An 18980-nucleotide genomic window follows, 5' to 3' on the forward strand; every position below is an offset into this window, starting at 1 on the left:
CCGGACGTTCCGATACTTGAGCGTCCGTCCGACCTTTCACACAGCACCCGGTGACTGCCTTACACTGCGCACCATGAAAACCATCCCCCATACGCAAATCGCGGAACCCGCAGTCACCTGCTCGACCTGCGCGGCCTGCTGCTGCCAGCTCGAAGTCATGCTGATCACCGATACGGGCGTGCCTGAACGGTTCATCGATACCGATGACTGGGGTGGGGAAGTGATGCTGCGCCTGGATGACGGCTGGTGTGCCGCGCTGGATCGCAACACGATGATGTGCACCATCTACGAAAAACGCCCGCTGATCTGCCGGGAGTTCGAGATGGGCGCACCGGAGTGCATCGAAGAGCGCCAGGGGATTTCGACGGCGTATCGCTAGTTTGAAGTTGTCCCAATACCAATGTGGGAGCAAGCCCGCTCCCACATTTAGTACAGCGTTGCGCCTTACAACGGCATCGTGTAATGCAATGCGTAACTTTCTACACCATCGTTCGGAGTGGTGATCCCGGCATTGGAATAGTGCGTCGCGCGGACCCCGACTTCATGCCCGCCGGCAAAGCGCAAACCGAAACCAAAGCGGTCTTCAAACTGGAAGGCGCTGCCCAGATCGTTGTTTTCGACTTCGGTGCTGGCAAAGGCTGCCACGCCAACCCCAAACTCGATGTAGGGTTTGACGTTCTGGCCGGAAAATTCATAAACAAGCACGGGCGAGAACGACAGGCTGTGGTTACTGGATGTCTTGTCACCTTCCCAATAGGTGTAGGCGCCGTCCCAATAACCGGTCAGACGACCCACGTCACTCTGACACCAGCTCTGGTCCCAATCGAATTGCATCCCCAATCGATAGGTCATGGTCGACTCGCCGGTTTGCCCCACGGCAAACTCCACACCTGCCGCCTGCGCGGTAAAAGTGTGCCCCAAAAGTGCGGCCGCAATCGCGGCCAAGCAGAATAGTCGCTTCACTTGAAACTTCCTTTTGCGAACGATTTCGTATGGTTTTTTTGTTGCCAAGCCCTGCAAAACTATAGAAGTCAGCGATTTATCAGAAGTTCACCCGACTCTTCGTATTCCCCCCGGACAGCCTTCTACCTGCTGAAGCTTCGCACAACGCCAGCCGTATTCCACAATATCGGCAAGATATTTCTGAAATGTAGCGGATCGGCGCTGGTCCAGAACTGTGCCTCACGGGCCGGCCCATCGGCGAGCAGCTCGCCTTCGGCCAGCAGACGCTGAAGTTGCCGCGCGACGGCGGCGCCGGTGTCGATCAGGCTGATGTCCTCGGGGATCATCTGCCGCAGCATCGGCTTGAGAAAGGGGTAGTGGGTGCAGCCGAGAATCAGGGTGTCCGCGCCGGCAGCCAGCAGTGGCCGAACATATCCAGCCAACAGCTGACGCAACTCCGGGCTGCGCAGGTCGCCGTTTTCAATCAGCTCCACCAGCCCGGGGCAGGGCTGGGTGATCACTTTCACGTCCGTGGCGAAGCGGTCGAGCAACGCGGCGAACTTGGCGCTCTGCAAGGTACCGGTGGTGGCCAGCACCCCCACCACGCCGGAGCGGGTTGCGGCGGCGGCCGGCTTGACTGCCGGCTCCATGCCAACGATGGGCCATTCTGGATAGTCGCGACGCAAGTCGGCGACACCGGCAACCGTCGCCGTGTTACACGCCAGCACCAAGGCCTTGGCGCCCTGTTGCCGAAAGAAGTCGGCCATCACGCTGCAACGCTGCCGGATAAATTCCGGGGTTTTCTCGCCGTAGGGAACATTCCCGCAGTCGGCGACGTACAGCAGAGATTCATTAGGCAGCAAACGCTGGATCTCGGCCAGTACCGAGAGCCCGCCGACACCGGAGTCGAACACGCCAATCGGCGCTTCACGCATGTTTCGACCCACAGACACTGCAGCCCGGATCGCGCTTGACCCGCAATTCACGGAAGCGCGTGCCCAAGGCATCGATCAACAGCAGGCGCCCCACTAGCGGCTCGCCGAATCCGGCCAGCAACTTCAGCGCTTCAAGCGCTTGCAGACTGCCGACCAGCCCCACCAGCGGACCGACCACGCCGGCCTCGCTACAGGTCAATTCGGCTTCGCTGCCGTGCCCGTATAAACAGTGGTAGCACGGACTCTCCGGTCGACGCGGATCGAACACCGACAGTTGCCCTTCGAGGCGAATCGCCGCACCGCTGACCAGCGGTTTGCCGGCCGCCACGCAAGCGGCATTGACCGCTTCACGGGTGGAAAAATTGTCGGAACAATCGAGGACCAGATCCACCCCACCCACCACGGCGGCCAGGGAATCCTCATCCAGCGCCGCACGATGGGCGATCAGTTGAATCTCGGGATTGATCGCGGTCAGGCGCTTGATTGCCGAATCGACCTTGGTCATGCTGACGCTGTCGGTGTCGTGAATGATCTGGCGTTGCAGGTTGGTCAGGTCGACCGTGTCGAAGTCCGCCAGGTGCAACTCGCCAACCCCGGCGGCCGCCAGATACAGCGCCACGGGCGCGCCAAGGCCGCCAAGGCCGACGATCAATACGCGGCTTTGCTTGAGCCGCAACTGGCCGTCGATATCGATGTGTTGCAGCAGAATCTGCCGGCTGTAACGCAACAATTCCTGATCATTCAGCACGGCAGGCGCCCCAGACTGATGCGTTGGTGACCGCCCAGATCGGTGCGGCTGTGGACTTCTTCAAAACCCCGGGTCAGCAGCAAATCGCGGACCGCCTCGGCCTGATCATAGCCGTGTTCGAGCATCAGCCAACCACCGGCATCCAGATGGTCCGGTGCCTGGGCGACGATCAGGCGCAGATCGTCGAGCCCGTCGATACCCGCCACCAGGGCGCTGGCCGGTTCGAAGCGCACATCGCCCTCGACCAGATGCGGATCGGCCGCTGCGATGTAGGGCGGATTGCTGATGATCAGTTGAAAGCGCTGACCTTCCAGAGCGCTGAACCAATGGCTGCTCAGCACGGTGGCGTTACCCAGATGCAGGCGCTGGCGATTGCGTTCGGCCAGGGCCACGGCCTCCAGCACGCGATCCACGGCGGTGACATTCCATGCCGGGCGTTCGCTGGCCAGGGCCAGGGCGATGGCGCCGCTGCCGGTGCCGAGGTCGAGTACCCTGGCCGGTGTGGCCGGCAACAGTTCCAGCGCGGCTTCCACCAACAACTCGGTGTCGGGGCGTGGGATCAGCGTGTGCGGTGCCACTTCCAGGTCCAGTTTCCAGAAACCCTGCTGGCCAAGAATATAGGCCACCGGCTCACCGCTGCGGCGGCGTTGCAAGTATTCGGCAAACGTCAGCGCCGCTTCGCTCGGTACGATGCGCTCCGGCCAGGTGTGCAAAAAACTGCGGGACTTGCCCAACGCCGCCGCCAGTAGCAGTTCGGCATCCAGACGCGCCGTCGGCGAGTCGGGTAAATCGGCGGCGCGCAACAAACTGGCAATGATCGTCATTTACTCACCTATCGCTGCCAGTTGATCGGCCTGGTACTCGGCCAGCAACGGCTCGATCACCGCCTCGACACCGCCGGCGAGGATCTCGTCGAGGGAATACAAGGTCAGGTTGACCCGGTGGTCGGTGACCCGGCCCTGGGCAAAATTGTAGGTGCGGATGCGCTCGGAGCGATCACCGGAGCCGACCAGCAACTTGCGCTCGCTGGCGATGGCGTTGGCCGCAGCGGAGGTCTGCTGATCGTTCAGCTTGGCCGACAACCAGGACATCGCCCGGGCGCGGTTCTTGTGCTGTGAACGTTCCTCCTGGCACTCAACGACGATGCCGGACGGCAAGTGCGTGATACGGATCGCCGAGTCGGTCTTGTTGACGTGCTGGCCACCGGCGCCGGAGGAGCGATAGGTATCGACGCGCAGGTCGGCCGGGTTGATCTCGATGGCCTCCTGTTCGTCCGGCTCGGGCAATACCGCCACGGTGCAGGCCGACGTGTGGATGCGGCCCTGGGATTCCGTCGCCGGAACCCGCTGCACACGGTGCGCGCCGGATTCGAACTTCAGCTTGCCGTAGACGTTGTCGCCCTCGACCCGGGCAATCACCTCTTTATAGCCGCCGTGTTCACCCTCGTTTTCCGAGAGGATCTCCACCCGCCAGCCACGACGCTCGGCGTAACGCGAATACATGCGGAACAGGTCGCCGGAGAAAATCGCCGCCTCGTCACCGCCGGTACCGGCACGGATCTCGAGGAACACATTGCGCCCGTCGTTCGGGTCCTTGGGCAGCAGCATGCGTTGCAGGTCGGCTTCGAGCGTGACCAGGCGTTCCTTGGCCTCGCGGACTTCTTCCACGGCCATTTCACGCATGTCCGGGTCGCTGTCCTTGAGCAGTGCCTGGGCGCCTTCGAGGTCGTCCTGCACTTTCAGCAGCTGTTTATAGGCGCCCACGATCGGTTCAACTTCCGCGTACTCCTTGGAATAGGTGCGGAACTTGTTTTGATCGGAAATGACCTCGCCGTCGCCCAGCAGGGCAGTCAATTCCTCGAAACGGTCCTGGAGGATATCCAGCTTATTGAGCAGTGACGCTTTCATTGCGGTTTTTTATCCGAAAAGCTATCCGATGAGCCCTCACCGAGGGCAAAGAGTTCCTGGGCCATCGCCAGCGCATCCAGGCGACCTTCGGCAGAGAGCTTTTTCAACTGCACGCTCGGTGCATGCAACAGTTTGTTGGTCAGCCCGCGAGCCAGTTGCACCAGCACCTCTTCGGCACTGCTGCCGTTGGCCAGCATGCGCTGGGCCTTTTGCAATTCTTCGTCGCGCAGGCGTTCGCTCTGTTGACGATAGGCCTTGAGCACGTCCACCGCCGCCAACTCACGCAGGCGGACCATGAAGTCTTCGGCGCCGATCGAGACCATCTCTTCGGCGGCCTGGGCTGCGCCCTGACGACTCTTGAGGTTCTCGGCAACCACTTCGTGGAGATCGTCGACGCTATACAGGTAAACGTCGTCCAGCTCGCCGACTTCTGGCTCGATGTCGCGGGGAACAGCGATATCCACCATGAAGATCGGTTTGTGCTTGCGCAGTTTCAAGGCGCTTTCCACTGCACCCTTGCCCAGGATTGGCAACTGGCTGGCGGTGGAACTGATGACGATGTCGCTGCGCACCAGCTCTGCCGGAATATCCGACAACAACACCGCATGAGCACCGAACTGTTCGGCCAGGATGCTTGCGCGCTCCAGGGTACGGTTGGCGACCACAATGCGCTTTACACCCAGGTCATGCAGATGGCGGGCGACCAGGGTGATGGTCTCGCCGGCACCGATCAGCAAGGCCTGGCTGCGTTGCAGGTCGCTGAAAATCTGCTTGGCCAGGCTCACCGCGGCAAACGCCACCGATACCGGGTTCTCGCCGATAGCCGTGTCGGTGCGCACCTGCTTGGCCGCATTGAACGTGGCCTGGAACAGCCTCCCGAGCAACGGCCCGATGGTCCCGGCCTCGCGAGCCACGGCATAGGCCGACTTCATCTGGCCGAGAATCTGCGGTTCGCCCAACACCAGCGAGTCGAGCCCGGAAGCGACCCGCATCATGTGACGAACTGCCGCATCATCTTCATGCACATAGGCGCTTTCGCGCAGCTCGTCGTAGCTCAAATGATGATATTCGGCCAGCCAGCGCAGCACGACGTCTGCCGACAGGTGATCCTGTTCTATATAGAGTTCACTGCGATTGCAGGTGGAGAGGATCGCAGCTTCGCGGCTGTCGGTGAGTCGGCAGAGCTGCTGCAAGGCCTCAACCAGCTGCTCAGGGGTAAAAGCCACGCGCTCGCGGACGTCTACTGAAGCAGTCTTGTGGTTAATACCGAGTGCAAGGAAGGCCATTCAAAGTCGCTGATTGTGACGTGAAGCCGACAATTGTCCTACTTCGACGGAATCAGAACAACTACTCGATATCTATCGTGCCAGTAGACGACGCCGACGTTGCGAGCGGTTCTCGTTTAAAGGATCCCCAGGAGTCTTCTATCGGGCTGGCAGGTAAATTGCCGGGCCGGTTATGTTTGGCCGAAAGCTTGTGTCATGATGATCCGACCGCAGGTTAGTCGTCCTCCTCCTATATGAATAGATCTTCCGCGTTGCTCCTCGCTCTTGCCTTCCTCAGCGGCTGCCAGGCCTTGGCCCCCGTGTCGTCGGACAGTGCGCCACCGGTTGAAGACAGCACCCCGGCCCCTGAAAAGCCCAAGGTCTACAGCTCATTCAGCGAGGAAACCATTTTCAGCCTGTTGAGTGCCGAACTGGCGGGCCAGCGCAATCGTTTCGACATTGCCCTGGACAACTATGTGACCCAGGCCATCAACACCCAGGATCCGGGCATCTCCGAGCGCGCATTTCGTATCGCCGAATATCTGGGCGCCGATCAGGCAGCCCTGGACACTGCGCTGATCTGGGCCAGGAACGCCCCCGACGACCTCGAAGCGCAACGCGCCGCTGCCGTGCAGCTGGCACGCACCGGTCGTTATGACGACTCCATGGTCTATATGGAGAAAGTCCTGCAAGGCAAGGGCGACACCCATTTCGACTTCCTTGCGCTGTCCGCGGCCGACACCGACCAGGACACCCGCAACGGCTTGATGAAAAGTTTCGACCGTTTGTTGCAACGTCATCCGGACAACAGCCAGCTGATTTTCGGCAAGGCCTTGCTGATGCAACAGGACGGCGACACCAAAGGCGCGTTGAAGCTGCTGGAAGACAACCCGCCGGACGACGGCGAAATCGCGCCGATCCTGCTGCGCGCACGCCTGCTGCAAACCCTCGATCGCGGTGACGAGGCCTTGCCGCTGCTGCAAAAAAGCATCAAGAAGTACCCGGACGACAAACGCCTGCGCCTGACTTACGCGCGGATGCTGGTTGAACAGGACCGCATGGACGACGCCAAGGCCGAGTTCTCGAGCCTGGTCCAGCAATACCCGGAAGACGACGAACTGCGTTACTCCCTGGCACTGGTCTGCCTGGAAGCCAAGGCCTGGAACGAGGCCAAGGGTTATCTTGAAGACCTGATCGCCCGGGAAAGCCATGTCGACTCGGCACACCTGAACCTCGGCCGCATCGCCGAAGAACAGAACGACCCGCAAGGCGCGCTGATCGAATACGCCAAGGTTGGTCCGGGCAGCGACTACCTGCCGGCGCAATTGCGCCAGGCCGACATTCTGATCGACAACGGCAAGACCGCCGAAGCCCAACGCAAACTGGCGGCTGAGCGCGACGAGCAGCCCGATTACGCGATCCAGTTGTACCTGATCGAAGTCGAAACCCTGTCCGCCAACAATCAGGGCGACAAGGCCTGGAACGTTCTGCAACAAGCCTTGCAGCAATATCCGGACGATTTGAACCTGCTCTACACCCGCGCCATGCAGGCGGAAAAACGCAATGACCTGGCGCAGATGGAAAAAGACCTGCGCACGATCATCAAGCGCGACCCGGACAATGCCATGGCGTTGAACGCCCTCGGCTACACCCTGTCCGACCGCACCACGCGCTACGCCGAAGCCAAGGCCCTGATCGAACAGGCGCACCGGATCAGCCCGGAAGACCCGGCGGTGCTCGACAGCCTTGGCTGGGTGAATTACCGCATGGGCAATCTCGACGAAGCCGAGCGCCTGCTGCGCCAGGCCCTGGAACGCTTCCCCGACCAGGAAGTCGCTGCGCACCTGGGCGAAGTCCTGTGGGCCAACGGCAAACAGCGTGAAGCGAAACAAGTCTGGGGCAAGTTCCTCAAGGAACAACCCGACAGCCCGACCCTGCGCGGCACCATCAAACGCCTGACCGGATCAGAGACTCTTTAAGATTATGTTTTTGCGCCATTTCATCGTTTTCAGTTTTATCGCCCTGCTCGCCGGCTGCGCAGGCCTGGGTCCCCGCGAATCGGTCGAGGGTCATGGCAACGCCGCCCAATGGCGCGAGCACAAACAGCAACTGACCGGCCTCGATGGCTGGCAGATCGACGGCAAGATCGGCATCCGCGCCCCGAAAGACTCGGGCAGCGGCACGCTGTTCTGGTTGCAGCGCCAGGATTACTACGACATTCGCCTGTCCGGACCACTGGGCCGCGGCGCCGCTCGCCTGACCGGACGTCCGGGCAAGGTGTCGCTGGAAGTCGCCAACCAGGGACGCTACGACGCGCCGAACCCGGAAGTGCTGCTCGAAGAACAGCTGGGCTGGAAATTGCCGGTATCCAACCTGGCCTGGTGGGTGCGCGGGCTCCCGGCTCCCGACACTAAAAGTCGCCTGACCCTGGACGGCGACAGCCGCCTGGCCAGCCTGGAACAGGATGGCTGGAAGGTCGACTACACCGCCTACACCGAGCAAAACGGTTACTGGTTGCCCGAGCGTATCAAGCTCAGCGGCACCGACCTTGATGTCACGCTGGTGATCAAGGTCTGGCAACCGCGCAAACTGGGGCAATGACATGCCGGACAATCGCCTGACGCTGCCCTCGCCGGCCAAACTCAATCTGATGCTGCACATTCTGGGTCGCCGCGAAGACGGCTACCACGAACTGCAGACAATGTTTCAGTTTCTCGATTACGGCGACGAAATCACCTACGCCCTGCGCGATGACGGTGTCATTCAATTGCACACCGAATTCCCGGGTGTCCCCCACGACAGCAACCTGATCGTCAAGGCCGCCAGAAAACTTCAGGAGCAATCCGCTTGCCCGCTGGGCGTCGATATCTGGATCGACAAGATCCTTCCAATGGGCGGCGGCATCGGTGGCGGCAGCTCGAATGCCGCAACGACTTTGCTTGGTTTGAATCATCTGTGGCAATTGGGCTGGGATGAAGATCGCCTTGCCGGGCTGGGGTTGACGCTGGGCGCCGACGTCCCGGTTTTCGTACGTGGCCACGCGGCTTTCGCCGAGGGCGTGGGGGAGAAACTGACCCCTGTCGACCCGGAAGAACCGTGGTATCTGGTGCTGGTGCCGCAAGTCTCTGTAAGTACGGCAGAAATTTTTTCAGATCCGTTGTTGACACGTAACACTCCTCCCATTAAAGTGCGCCCCGTTCCCAAGGGAAACAGTCGTAATGACTGCTTGCCGGTGGTAACAAGGCGTTATCCAGAGGTACGTAACGCTTTGAATTTTTTAGGTAAATTTACCGAAGCAAAACTCACCGGAACTGGAAGTTGTGTGTTTGGGGGCTTCCCAAGCAAAGCTGAAGCTGATAAAGTCTCGGCCCTTCTTACAGAGACCCTTACAGGGTTTGTAGCAAAAGGAAGCAACGTTTCGATGTTGCATCGCAAGCTGCAAAGTCTGCTCTAAAGGAACCGATTACTGGGTAATCGTTGCAACAGATACAGGGGCGTCGCCAAGCGGTAAGGCAGCAGGTTTTGATCCTGCCATGCGTTGGTTCGAATCCAGCCGCCCCTGCCATTTTCCTATACTCATCCAGGTTACCCTCAGCCTTCAGGTACTGCGCGTGTCCAAGATGATGGTCTTTACGGGGAACGCTAACCCCGATCTGGCTCGGCGTGTTGTACGTCAGCTGCATATCCCTCTCGGTGACATCTCTGTCGGTAAATTCTCCGACGGCGAAATTACAGCCGAGATCAATGAAAACGTTCGCGGTAAAGACGTCTTCATTATTCAGCCGACTTGCGCTCCGACCAACGATAACCTGATGGAACTGGTAGTGATGGCTGATGCCTTCCGCCGCTCCTCGGCTACTCGTATCACTGCTGTTATTCCTTACTTTGGTTATGCCCGACAGGATCGCCGTCCGCGTTCCGCACGTGTGGCTATCAGCGCGAAAGTCGTTGCTGACATGCTTACCGTAGTCGGCATCGACCGTGTTCTCACGGTTGATCTGCATGCTGACCAAATCCAGGGTTTCTTCGATATTCCGGTAGATAACATCTACGGCTCCCCGGTTCTGGTGGATGACATCGAAGATCAGCGCTTCGAAAACCTGATGATCGTGTCCCCGGACATTGGCGGCGTCGTGCGTGCACGTGCCGTTGCCAAATCCCTGGGCGTGGATCTCGGGATCATCGACAAACGCCGTGAGAAAGCCAATCACTCTGAAGTGATGCATATCATCGGTGATGTCGAAGGGCGTACCTGTATTCTGGTCGATGACATGGTCGATACCGCCGGCACCCTGTGCCATGCGGCCAAGGCCCTGAAAGAGCATGGCGCAGCCAAGGTTTTCGCCTACTGCACGCACCCTGTGCTGTCGGGTCGGGCGATCGAAAACATTGAAAATTCCGTGCTGGACGAGCTGGTGGTGACTAACACCATCCCGCTGTCCGCTGCAGCACAAGCCTGTGCGCGTATCCGCCAACTGGATATCGCACCGGTAGTTGCCGAGGCGGTCCGCCGCATCAGCAATGAAGAATCGATCAGCGCGATGTTCCGCTAAGGGCCCTGCCCTTCTCGAAATGTCTCGTTGACGAAAAGCGCCCCGCCCCGGCATTCCTGTCGGGGCGGGGCTTTTTTGCCCATATCGCCTTTAGCGCTGGTCGCAAACGCTGGGGCGAGTGTGGTTATTTTGGAGATACAACATGAACGATTTTACCCTGAATGCTGAAGTGCGTTCCGACCTGGGGAAAGGTGCGAGCCGCCGCCTGCGTCGTCTCGCCGCCCTGGTTCCAGCTGTAGTTTACGGTGGCGAAAAAGCCCCTGAATCCATCAGCATGCTGGCCAAAGAAGTTGCCAAACTGCTCGAAAACGAAGCGGCTTACAGCCACATCATCGAGCTGAACGTTGGTGGCACCAAGCAGAACGTCGTGATCAAAGCCCTGCAGCGTCACCCGGCCAAAGGCCACGTGATGCACGCTGACTTCGTACGCGTAGTAGCTGGCCAGAAACTGACCGCTATCGTTCCAGTGCACTTCATCAACGAAGAAGCACCGACCAAGAAAGGCGGCGAAATCTCGCACGTTGTTGCCGAGATCGAAGTTTCCTGCCTGCCGAAAGATCTGCCTGAGTTCATCGAAGTCGACCTGGCTAACGCTGAAATCGGTTCGATCATTCACCTGTCGGACCTCAAGGCTCCTAAAGGCGTTGAGTTCGTTGCCCTGGCACACGGTGATGACAAGGCTGTTGCCAACGTCCACGCTCCACGTGTTGCTCCAGAAGCTGCAGAAGGCGCTGCAGAGTAATTTTACTCTGTACGCCGGAGTGACCGGAAACATCGCGGACTAGAGCATAGCGAGAAAGCGGGCGAGAACGCGGAGTTTACATCATGGTAAATGAGCAATTTTCGTCCACTTTCGCCGCTTTCCCTGATTGCGGCGATGTTATCCACCACTCCAAGGAAGGGCCCCTATCGTGACTGCCATCAAACTGATCGTTGGCCTGGGAAATCCAGGCGCTGAATACGAACAGACCCGGCATAACGCAGGGGCCCTTTTTGTTGAGCGCATCGCGAACGCACAAGGCGTGAACCTTGTGGCGGACCGCAAATATTTCGGCCTGACCGGGCGCTATTCGCATCAGGGTCAGGATGTTCGTCTGCTGATTCCCACCACGTACATGAACCGCAGCGGCCAGGCCGTGGCGGCACTCGCCGGTTTCTTCCGCATCAAGCCTGAAGAAATCCTCGTGGCGCACGACGAACTCGACCTGCCACCCGGCGTTGCCAAACTCAAGCAGGGCGGCGGCCATGGCGGTCACAACGGGTTGCGCGACATCATTGCGCAACTGGGCAATCAGAATACGTTCTACCGTCTGCGGCTTGGCATTGGCCACCCGGGCGTCGCCAGTATGGTTTCAAATTTCGTCCTGGGTCGTGCGCCACGCGCCGAACAGGAAAAACTCGATGCCAGCATCGACTTTGCCCTCGGCGTGCTGCCGGATATCCTCGCCGGGGAATGGAACCGCGCGATGAAAAACCTGCACAGCCAGAAGGCCTGACTCTAACTCCTCGGGGAAACACCATGGGATTCAATTGCGGCATCGTCGGCCTGCCTAACGTCGGTAAGTCCACCCTGTTCAACGCCCTGACCAAATCCGGGATCGCGGCCGAGAACTTCCCCTTCTGCACCATCGAACCCAACAGCGGTATCGTGCCGATGCCGGATCCGCGCCTGGATGCCCTGGCAGCCATCGTCAATCCAAAGCGCATCCTGCCAACCACCATGGAGTTCGTCGACATCGCTGGCCTGGTTGCCGGTGCGTCGAAAGGTGAAGGCCTGGGTAACAAGTTTTTGGCCAATATCCGTGAAACCGATGCCATCGCCCACGTGGTCCGCTGCTTCGAAGACGAGAACGTGATTCACGTCTCCAACAGCGTCGACCCGAAACGCGACATCGAAATCATCGACCTGGAACTGATCTTCGCCGACCTCGACAGCTGCGAGAAGCAACTGCAGAAAGTCGCTCGCAACGCCAAGGGCGGCGACAAGGACGCAGTGGTCCAGAAAGGCCTGCTGGAGCAACTGATCGCCCACTTCACCGAAGGCAAGCCGGCGCGCAGCCTGATGAAGAACATGGGCACCGACGAAAAAGCGGTGATCAAGGGCTTCCACCTGCTGACCACCAAGCCGGTCATGTACATCGCCAACGTCGCTGAAGACGGTTTCGAGAACAACCCGCACCTGGACGTTGTTCGCGCCATCGCCGAAGAAGAAGGCGCCATGGTTGTACCGGTGTGCAACAAAATCGAAGCGGAAATCGCCGAGCTCGATGACGGCGAAGAGAAGGACATGTTCCTCGAAGCCCTGGGCCTCGAAGAGCCTGGCCTGAACCGCGTGATCCGCGCCGGCTACGAAATGCTGCACCTGCAGACCTACTTCACCGCCGGTGTCGAAGAAGTCCGCGCCTGGACCGTCCGCGTCGGTGCCACCGCACCACAAGCCGCTGGCGTGATCCACACCGACTTCGAAAAAGGCTTCATCCGCGCCGAAGTGATCGCCTACAACGATTTCATCCAGTACAAGGGCGAAGCCGGTACCAAGGAAGCCGGCAAATGGCGCCTGGAAGGCAAGGACTACATCGTCAAGGACGGCGACGTGATGCACTTCCGCTTCAACGTGTAAGCCATACGCACAAGAAAAAGCCGCGTTTGATACGCGGCTTTTTTGTGAGAATTTCAAAAGATCGCAGCCTTCGGCAGCTCCTACAGATGATCGGCGTAGGAGCTGCCGAAGGCTGCGATCTTTTAGCTCTATGCCTTTTTGGTTCGCGGCAGGAAGATCGCCAACACCCCGAACAGCGGCAGGAACGAACACAGGTAGTACACGTATTCGATGCCATGAATGTCCGCCAGATGGCCCAGCAGCGCCGCACCAATCCCGCCGAAACCGAACATCAGGCCGAAGAACACCCCGGCGATCATCCCGACATTGCCCGGCACCAACTCCTGGGCGTACACCACGATGGCCGAGAACGCCGAGGCGAGGATGAAGCCGATGACTACGCTGAGGATGCTGGTCCAGAACAGGTCGACATGGGGCAGCAGCAATGTGAAGGGTGCAACACCGAGGATCGAGAACCAGATCACCGCCTTGCGCCCGATCTTGTCGCCGATCGGCCCGCCGAAGAATGTCCCCGCCGCGACCGCGCCGAGAAACAGGAACAGGTGCAACTGCGAACTGGCCACCGACAGGTCGAACTTCTCGATCAGGTAAAAGGTGAAGTAGCTGGTGAGGCTCGACATGTAGAAATACTTGGAGAACACCAGCAACCCGAGTACCACCAGCGCACTGGTGACTCGGCCCTTGGACAGGCCGTGAGTCGCAGCCTGGCCCTGCTTGAGCTTGAACAGGTTCAAGTGGTTGGCGTACCAGCGGCTGATCCGGTAGAGCACGAACAGCGCAAACACCGCGAACAGGCCGAACCAGGCCACGTGCCCTTGACCGTAGGGAATGATGATCGCCGCCGCCAGCAACGGGCCGAACGCAGAGCCTGCATTACCGCCGACCTGGAAGGTCGATTGCGCCAGCCCGAAGCGTCCGCCCGAAGCCAGGCGCGCCACGCGGGACGCTTCCGGGTGGAAGGTGGAAGAACCGATGCCGATCAGCCCCGCCGCCAACAGGATTAACGGGAAACTGGCAACCACCGACATCATCAGAATGCCAACCAGGGTGCAGACCGTCCCCGCCGGCAACAACCACGGCTTGGGATGGCGATCGGTGTAGTAACCGACCCATGGCTGCAGCAGCGAGGCCGTCAACTGGAATGTCAGGGTGATCAGGCCGACCTGGGTGAAGGTCAGGCCATAGTTGGCCTTGAGCATCGGATAGATCGACGGCAGCACCGACTGGATCAGGTCGTTGATCAAGTGCGCCAGCGCTACGGCGCCGATGATGCGCATCACCAGGGGACTGCTTTGGGGCGTAGCGGAAGCCGGCACTGAGCCGGACTGGGCGTTGCTGATAGCCATGGGAATTTCCAGACAACAGGAGGTACAAACGTGCAGGTGCGTCAATGTGCCATTTTTCAGTGCAGCAACGCCATCCCCTTAGCCTGCTAACGACTTCGATTTTTCATTTCCACCTCCTTGATGGCGCAAAGCCATGGTCTGAATCTTGCCTTCCTTGTCTGCTTGAACGCGGCCTCCTTACAAAGGAGACCGACAATGGGAAGTTTCGCTACAGAGTCGGCCTACAGAGCGGACAAGGGTGAACTTTCGAGGCCTTTTTAGAGGGCACGAGTCGGAGTCCACAACCTCCGACGCACGCCAATAGTGCGTGGTGTCCAGAGGAGTCTTGGGGCATGCAGGCTTTTTTATCACCGGGGATCGGGCTGCTGGGGCGTTTTGGCTTCGCACGTAAATTCCAGCTGTTGTTTCTGCTATTTATCCTGCCGCTGGCCGGTAGCCTGTGGATGATCGGCCAGGACTATCGCGACAAACTCAACCTGATCTCAGGCGAACGCGCCGGGGTGCGGCAACTGCTTGCGCTCGATGCGCTGGATGACCTGCTCGCCGCCCAGCGTGATCGCGCCGCCCGGTGGCGCGCCACGGAAACCAATCGCCAGCCAACGCCGGCCACCCTCGCCGCGATGGCCGCCTTCGATGCCGTTCAGCCCGCCGTCAGCCAGGCCACTGCCGAGCTGGGCAATGCCCTGCAAAAAGAAAACGCCGAGGGCGAGACCCTGTCGCGTTACCAGGCCCTGCAAACCGCCCTCGATGGCCTCGACTCAAAAAGCCTGAGCAATGTCGGCTGGTGGCCGGATGGTTATGATCGCTTCACCAACGCCTTGAGCGCCCTGCAAGCCTTGCGCGAGCAGATCGCCATGGACAATCGCCTGACGCTGGCACCGTGGCTGGAAACCTACTTGCTGACGCAGATCTCCACCCAGCATGCGCCAGACCTGATCGAACGGGTCGGTCGTCTGGCGGCGGTAGGCCAGGCCTCGGTGGTGTCCGGGCAGTTCACCCTGCAAAGCCGCTTGCAACTGCGCGATTTGCGCAGTCGCATCGGCGATGCGCGCGAGCAGCTGGTGAAGACCGCAGGCCTGCTCGAAGCGCGCTTGCCCAGCGCCCTGCAAACCTGGGCCGGGCAGTACCACGACAGCCTCAAGCGCCTCGATGCGGGCCTGAAGGTGCTGGATGACGGCGTGTTCGGCGGCAGCATCAACCTCAAGCCGGAGGATTTCGAACGCAGTCTCGATGCCCTGCTCTCCGACCTCGCTTCGTTGCGCCAGCAGTCGCTGGTGTCGCTGGATCAGCGCCTGGATTACTACCACGACTCGGCGATCCGCCAGTTCGTTATGGTGGCCGCCGTGTTGGGCTGCCTGCTGTTGGCGGCACTGTATCTGTTCATCTGTTTGCAGGCCTCGATCCGCCGCAGCGCCAGCGGCATCACGGTGCTGGCCGAGGCCTTGCGCGATGGCAATCTGAGTCTGCAAGTGCCGGTTCAGGGCCGGGACGAACTGGCGGTCATCAGCACCGCGCTGAACGTCGCCGTGGTGCAACTGCGCAGCAGCCTGCAAGGGGTGGATCACGAAACCCTGCAACTGAGCAACGCGGTGCAAACCCTCAACCATCACTCCAGCGATGCCCTGGGCGAAGTCGAAGCCCAGCAGTTGCAGATCAGCCAGATTGCCGCTGCGGCGACACAACTGGCCGCCACCTCACAAGGGGTGGCCCACAGTTGCGAACAGGCGTCCGGCAGTGCCCAGCACACCCGACGCATTGCCGCCGACAGCAGCCGTGACAGCCTGCGCACCACCGCGAGCATCCAGCAACTCAATCAACGCCTGAACGAGACCGCTGCGGCGCTGGGCCGGGTCAGCGAGCAGGGGCAGCAGATTCAACTGGTAGTCGACACCATTCGCGGCGTCGCCGAGCAGACCAACCTGCTGGCGCTCAATGCCGCCATTGAGGCGGCTCGGGCGGGCGAGCAAGGGCGTGGCTTCGCGGTGGTAGCCGATGAAGTGCGCAGCCTGTCGCAACGCACGCAATCGTCGACCGCGCAGATTGCCGGCACGGTCGACAGCCTGCGCAGCACCGTGAATGAGGCCGTCAGCCTGATGCAAGCCGCCTGCAGTCAGGCAGAGAGCGATGCACAAGCGGTCACCGGCCTCGGTGAACGGCTCGGTGAAATCGCCAGTGCGGTGCAGAGCGTCACCGATACCCTGGCGCAAATCGCCACGGCGGTTGAAGAACAGGCCAGTACCGCCGACGAGGTCAGCGGCAATATCCAGCAGGTCGATCAAGCGGCGGTGCGCCTTCTTGAAGGTGCCCGCGCGGTGAACCAGGCAGCGGACACCCTGAGCCACGGCAGCAAGGCCCTCAGCGCCAACACCGGGCGTTTCCGCTTGAGTTGAATCCGCCAGGACTTCTCAGGCGCGGATCACCGCCTCCGGGAAGTCCTGCTCCAGTTCGCTCTTTAGCCAGTCGATAAACCACGCCACGTCCGCCGAGAGTTCGGCGGACGGCGTCAGCACCCGATAGCTTTCCAGCTTCACTTGCGCGTCCACCACCCGCACCAGCTTGCCGCTATGGAGCTCTTCGCGCACCAGCACTTCGTTGGCCAGCGCAATGCCCTGCCCGCTCTCGGCCACCGACAAGGCGTGGTCGTTGTTGACGTAGAGCATGTCCGAATTGAGGTGGATGTCGAGGTCATTGGCGGCGAACCACAGGTTCCACCACTCGCCGTCATCGACGTGGATCAGGTTGTGCTTCACCAGGTCCGCGGGACTGTCGATGGGCTCGACGCTGGCCAGATAATCAGGGGAACAGATCGGAAACACCCGAGGACAAATCAGGCTGGTGCGCGAGTGGGCATATTGGCCGTCCAACCCGTAGACGATGCCCAGGTCAGCGCTTTTGCCATCCACCTCGGTGAAGGTCGAATTGGGTTCGATGGCGAATTTCAAGCCCGGACGCAGGTGCCGCATAGCCTCGATGCGCGGCATCAGCCAGCGCTTGGCAAACCCCGGCACCACCATGATGCGCAGCCAGCGTTCGGCGTGCTTGGGTTGCGCCTCTTTTCCGGCCTCGATGATCAACTGCAAGGCGGCGGTGATCTTGCGGTGGTACTTCTCCCCCGCCGTCGTCAGGTTGACCCCGCGAGAGGTGCGCTCGAACAGTTGGATGCCTAGCCAGTCTTCCAGCAATTTCACGTGGCGGCCGATGGCCGGCTGGGTCACGTGCAGGGCCTTGGAGGCTTCGACATAGCTGCCCAACCGGGCCGCGGCATCAAAGGCACGCACTGCGTTGAGCGGCGGCAAACGGTGGTCAGGCATGGTATTCGGGCGCCTTCTGCTGTTAAATTTTTTAACAGCCCCTATGTTAAAATTGAAGTTTCGCCCCCGCAACCCCTCGCTGATAATCGATCCACAGCAGAACAAAAAAACAGCTGGTTACAACACCCGAACGCAATCTCGATCCTGCCCAGAAAAATAATATCCATGGCCCGACGACACAGCTGTTTTCAGCACGTGCGCAGGCGATGGGGGAATCGGAGGTAACGCATGAATGCCCTGCATTCGCTGCAAACGCTGGCGGTGTCCATCCGCTCAGTGCGCAAAGTCTACGGTGATCCAAAGACTGGCCCGGTGGCGCTCAAAAGCATCGACCTGGACATTCGCGACAACGAGTTCTTCACCCTTCTCGGCCCATCGGGCTGCGGCAAAACCACGCTCCTGCGGATGATCGCCGGGTTCGAATTCCCTACCGAAGGCGAGATTCTGCTCTACGGCGAAAACATCGCCGACCGCCCGCCCTTCCAGCGCCCGGTCAACACGGTGTTCCAGCATTACGCGTTGTTCCCGCATATGACCATCGCCGAGAACCTGGCCTTCGGCCTTGAGTCCCACCCGATGGGCAAAGTCCTGAACAAAACGCAATTGGCCGAACGGGTGCGCGAGATGCTCGCCCTGGTGCAGATGGAACGCTTTGCCAACCGCAAGCCGGCGCAGTTGTCCGGCGGTCAGCAACAGCGTGTCGCCCTGGCTCGTGCATTGGCGCCGCACCCCGAAGTCTTGCTGCTCGACGAGCCGCTTTCGGCGCTGGACCTCAAGCTGCGCCAGGCCATGCGCGAAGAGCTGAAAACCATTCAGGCCCGCACCGGCATCACCTTCATCTTTGTCACCCATGACCAGGAAGAAGCCTTGACCATGTCCGACCGCATCGCCGTGTTGTCCGAAGGCGAGGTGCAGCAGGTCGGCCGTCCGGAAGACATCTACGAACGCCCGCGCAATCGCTTCGTGGCGGACTTCATCGGTGAAACCAACTTCATCGAAGGCACGGTTACCCGCATCGAAGACGGCCTGGCCTGGTTCGCCGGCCCGGCCGGTCATCCGCTGCCTGCACAGCCATGCAGCGATGTGCGGGTCGGGGCCAACGTCACTTTGTCCGTGCGTCCCGAGCGTTTGCATCTGGTGCCGGGCAATACCGAATGTGCCTTGCCATGCCGAATCGAAGCGCAGATCTACCTCGGCACCGACCTGCAATACCAGGTCAGCCTGAGCGACGGTTCGCGCCTCACCGTGCGCACCCCCAACTGCGTCGACCAGAGCAAACGCTTCGCCGTCGGCACCCAGGCCGGTCTGTTGTTCGACCAAGGCAGCGCCAGCGTCCTGCACGATTGAGCACGA

At 60.4% G+C, this 18980-nt stretch carries 18 protein-coding genes and 1 tRNA gene; 11 read left to right on the top strand and 8 right to left on the bottom strand.

Annotated features, from left to right (window positions below):
* Positions 1–73 precede the first annotated feature (73 nt).
* Positions 74–379: a YkgJ family cysteine cluster protein gene (locus AB4O40_RS12790; RefSeq protein WP_056726267.1), complete on the top strand. Its 306-nt coding sequence runs from the start codon at positions 74–76 to the stop codon at positions 377–379.
* Between the two features lie 65 nt (positions 380–444).
* Here the strand turns inward: AB4O40_RS12790 and AB4O40_RS12795 are convergent, their stop codons facing one another.
* From AB4O40_RS12795 to hemA, 6 genes are all read right to left on the bottom strand, one after another.
* On the bottom strand, positions 445–963 hold the full coding sequence (locus tag AB4O40_RS12795) for an acyloxyacyl hydrolase (RefSeq protein WP_056726268.1): 519 nt from the start codon (positions 961–963) through the stop codon (positions 445–447).
* A gap of 122 nt (positions 964–1085) precedes the next feature.
* Entirely contained in the window at positions 1086–1877 is a 792-nt protein-coding gene (gene murI / locus AB4O40_RS12800) for a glutamate racemase (protein ID WP_056726269.1), read from the bottom strand.
* On the bottom strand, positions 1870–2625 hold the full coding sequence (locus AB4O40_RS12805; protein WP_460054278.1) for a molybdopterin-synthase adenylyltransferase MoeB: 756 nt from the start codon (positions 2623–2625) through the stop codon (positions 1870–1872). The genes murI and AB4O40_RS12805 overlap by 8 nt, the downstream gene beginning before the upstream one ends.
* Positions 2619–3449: a peptide chain release factor N(5)-glutamine methyltransferase gene (prmC, locus tag AB4O40_RS12810; RefSeq protein ID WP_056726271.1), complete on the bottom strand. Its 831-nt coding sequence runs from the start codon at positions 3447–3449 to the stop codon at positions 2619–2621. Before prmC ends, AB4O40_RS12805 begins: the two co-directional genes overlap by 7 nt.
* Positions 3450–4532 carry a peptide chain release factor 1 gene (prfA, locus tag AB4O40_RS12815; protein ID WP_056726272.1) on the bottom strand — a complete coding sequence of 361 codons (1083 nt, stop codon included), beginning with the start codon at positions 4530–4532 and terminating at the stop codon, positions 3450–3452.
* Entirely contained in the window at positions 4529–5818 is a 1290-nt protein-coding gene (gene hemA / locus AB4O40_RS12820) for a glutamyl-tRNA reductase (RefSeq protein WP_056726273.1), read from the bottom strand. The genes prfA and hemA overlap by 4 nt, the downstream gene beginning before the upstream one ends.
* Before the next feature lie 233 nt (positions 5819–6051).
* Between hemA and AB4O40_RS12825 the strand changes: the two genes are divergently transcribed.
* From AB4O40_RS12825 to ychF, 8 genes are all read left to right on the top strand, one after another.
* On the top strand, positions 6052–7776 hold the full coding sequence (locus AB4O40_RS12825) for a tetratricopeptide repeat protein (protein ID WP_460054273.1): 1725 nt from the start codon (positions 6052–6054) through the stop codon (positions 7774–7776).
* 4 nt (positions 7777–7780) lie between these two features.
* On the top strand, positions 7781–8398 hold the full coding sequence (gene lolB / locus AB4O40_RS12830) for a lipoprotein insertase outer membrane protein LolB (protein ID WP_056726275.1): 618 nt from the start codon (positions 7781–7783) through the stop codon (positions 8396–8398).
* 1 nt (position 8399) lies between these two features.
* Entirely contained in the window at positions 8400–9251 is an 852-nt protein-coding gene (gene ispE, locus AB4O40_RS12835; RefSeq protein WP_460054271.1) for a 4-(cytidine 5'-diphospho)-2-C-methyl-D-erythritol kinase, read from the top strand.
* Between the two features lie 36 nt (positions 9252–9287).
* Positions 9288–9362, top strand: a tRNA-Gln gene (locus AB4O40_RS12840).
* Positions 9363–9408: 46 nt separating this feature from the next.
* Positions 9409–10350 (top strand): ribose-phosphate pyrophosphokinase, encoded by a 942-nt coding sequence (locus tag AB4O40_RS12845; protein ID WP_003171603.1) that lies wholly within the window; start codon positions 9409–9411, stop codon positions 10348–10350.
* Between the two features lie 142 nt (positions 10351–10492).
* Positions 10493–11092, top strand: a complete 600-nt coding sequence (locus AB4O40_RS12850) for a 50S ribosomal protein L25/general stress protein Ctc (protein ID WP_056726277.1) — start codon at positions 10493–10495, stop codon at positions 11090–11092.
* A gap of 169 nt (positions 11093–11261) precedes the next feature.
* Positions 11262–11846: an aminoacyl-tRNA hydrolase gene (gene pth / locus AB4O40_RS12855; RefSeq protein ID WP_008037207.1), complete on the top strand. Its 585-nt coding sequence runs from the start codon at positions 11262–11264 to the stop codon at positions 11844–11846.
* Positions 11847–11869: 23 nt separating this feature from the next.
* Positions 11870–12970: a redox-regulated ATPase YchF gene (gene ychF, locus AB4O40_RS12860; RefSeq protein WP_056726278.1), complete on the top strand. Its 1101-nt coding sequence runs from the start codon at positions 11870–11872 to the stop codon at positions 12968–12970.
* 128 nt (positions 12971–13098) lie between these two features.
* Here ychF and AB4O40_RS12865 read toward each other — a convergent pair whose 3' ends face one another.
* Positions 13099–14316: an MFS transporter gene (locus AB4O40_RS12865; RefSeq protein WP_056726279.1), complete on the bottom strand. Its 1218-nt coding sequence runs from the start codon at positions 14314–14316 to the stop codon at positions 13099–13101.
* A gap of 332 nt (positions 14317–14648) precedes the next feature.
* On the opposite strand from AB4O40_RS12865, the gene AB4O40_RS12870 reads away from it, so the two are divergent.
* On the top strand, positions 14649–16706 hold the full coding sequence (locus tag AB4O40_RS12870) for a methyl-accepting chemotaxis protein (RefSeq protein WP_056726280.1): 2058 nt from the start codon (positions 14649–14651) through the stop codon (positions 16704–16706).
* A 15-nt stretch (positions 16707–16721) separates the two neighbouring features.
* On the opposite strand, the gene AB4O40_RS12875 is transcribed toward AB4O40_RS12870, so the two are convergent.
* The gene (locus AB4O40_RS12875; RefSeq protein WP_056726281.1) at positions 16722–17627 is read right to left on the bottom strand and encodes a LysR substrate-binding domain-containing protein; all 906 of its coding nucleotides are present in this window, start codon (positions 17625–17627) and stop codon (positions 16722–16724) included.
* A 228-nt stretch (positions 17628–17855) separates the two neighbouring features.
* On the opposite strand from AB4O40_RS12875, the gene AB4O40_RS12880 reads away from it, so the two are divergent.
* The gene (locus AB4O40_RS12880) at positions 17856–18974 is read left to right on the top strand and encodes an ABC transporter ATP-binding protein (RefSeq protein WP_460054265.1); all 1119 of its coding nucleotides are present in this window, start codon (positions 17856–17858) and stop codon (positions 18972–18974) included.
* Positions 18975–18980 lie beyond the last annotated feature (6 nt).

Source organism: Pseudomonas sp. S2_F07 (assembly GCF_054668325.1).

Bases quoted from the DNA above. Each gene is read 5' to 3' on its own strand.
- AB4O40_RS12790 (WP_056726267.1), top strand. From the start codon at position 74: ATGAAAACCATCCCCCATACGCAAATCGCGGAACCCGCAGTCACCTGC.
- murI (WP_056726269.1), bottom strand. From the start codon at position 1,877: ATGCGTGAAGCGCCGATTGGCGTGTTCGACTCCGGTGTCGGCGGGCTC.
- prmC (WP_056726271.1), bottom strand. From the start codon at position 3,449: ATGACGATCATTGCCAGTTTGTTGCGCGCCGCCGATTTACCCGACTCG.
- prfA (WP_056726272.1), bottom strand. From the start codon at position 4,532: ATGAAAGCGTCACTGCTCAATAAGCTGGATATCCTCCAGGACCGTTTC.
- hemA (WP_056726273.1), bottom strand. From the start codon at position 5,818: ATGGCCTTCCTTGCACTCGGTATTAACCACAAGACTGCTTCAGTAGAC.
- AB4O40_RS12825 (WP_460054273.1), top strand. From the start codon at position 6,052: ATGAATAGATCTTCCGCGTTGCTCCTCGCTCTTGCCTTCCTCAGCGGC.
- lolB (WP_056726275.1), top strand. From the start codon at position 7,781: ATGTTTTTGCGCCATTTCATCGTTTTCAGTTTTATCGCCCTGCTCGCC.
- ispE (WP_460054271.1), top strand. From the start codon at position 8,400: ATGCCGGACAATCGCCTGACGCTGCCCTCGCCGGCCAAACTCAATCTG.
- AB4O40_RS12850 (WP_056726277.1), top strand. From the start codon at position 10,493: ATGAACGATTTTACCCTGAATGCTGAAGTGCGTTCCGACCTGGGGAAA.
- ychF (WP_056726278.1), top strand. From the start codon at position 11,870: ATGGGATTCAATTGCGGCATCGTCGGCCTGCCTAACGTCGGTAAGTCC.
- AB4O40_RS12865 (WP_056726279.1), bottom strand. From the start codon at position 14,316: ATGGCTATCAGCAACGCCCAGTCCGGCTCAGTGCCGGCTTCCGCTACG.
- AB4O40_RS12870 (WP_056726280.1), top strand. From the start codon at position 14,649: ATGCAGGCTTTTTTATCACCGGGGATCGGGCTGCTGGGGCGTTTTGGC.
- AB4O40_RS12875 (WP_056726281.1), bottom strand. From the start codon at position 17,627: ATGCCTGACCACCGTTTGCCGCCGCTCAACGCAGTGCGTGCCTTTGAT.
- AB4O40_RS12880 (WP_460054265.1), top strand. From the start codon at position 17,856: ATGAATGCCCTGCATTCGCTGCAAACGCTGGCGGTGTCCATCCGCTCA.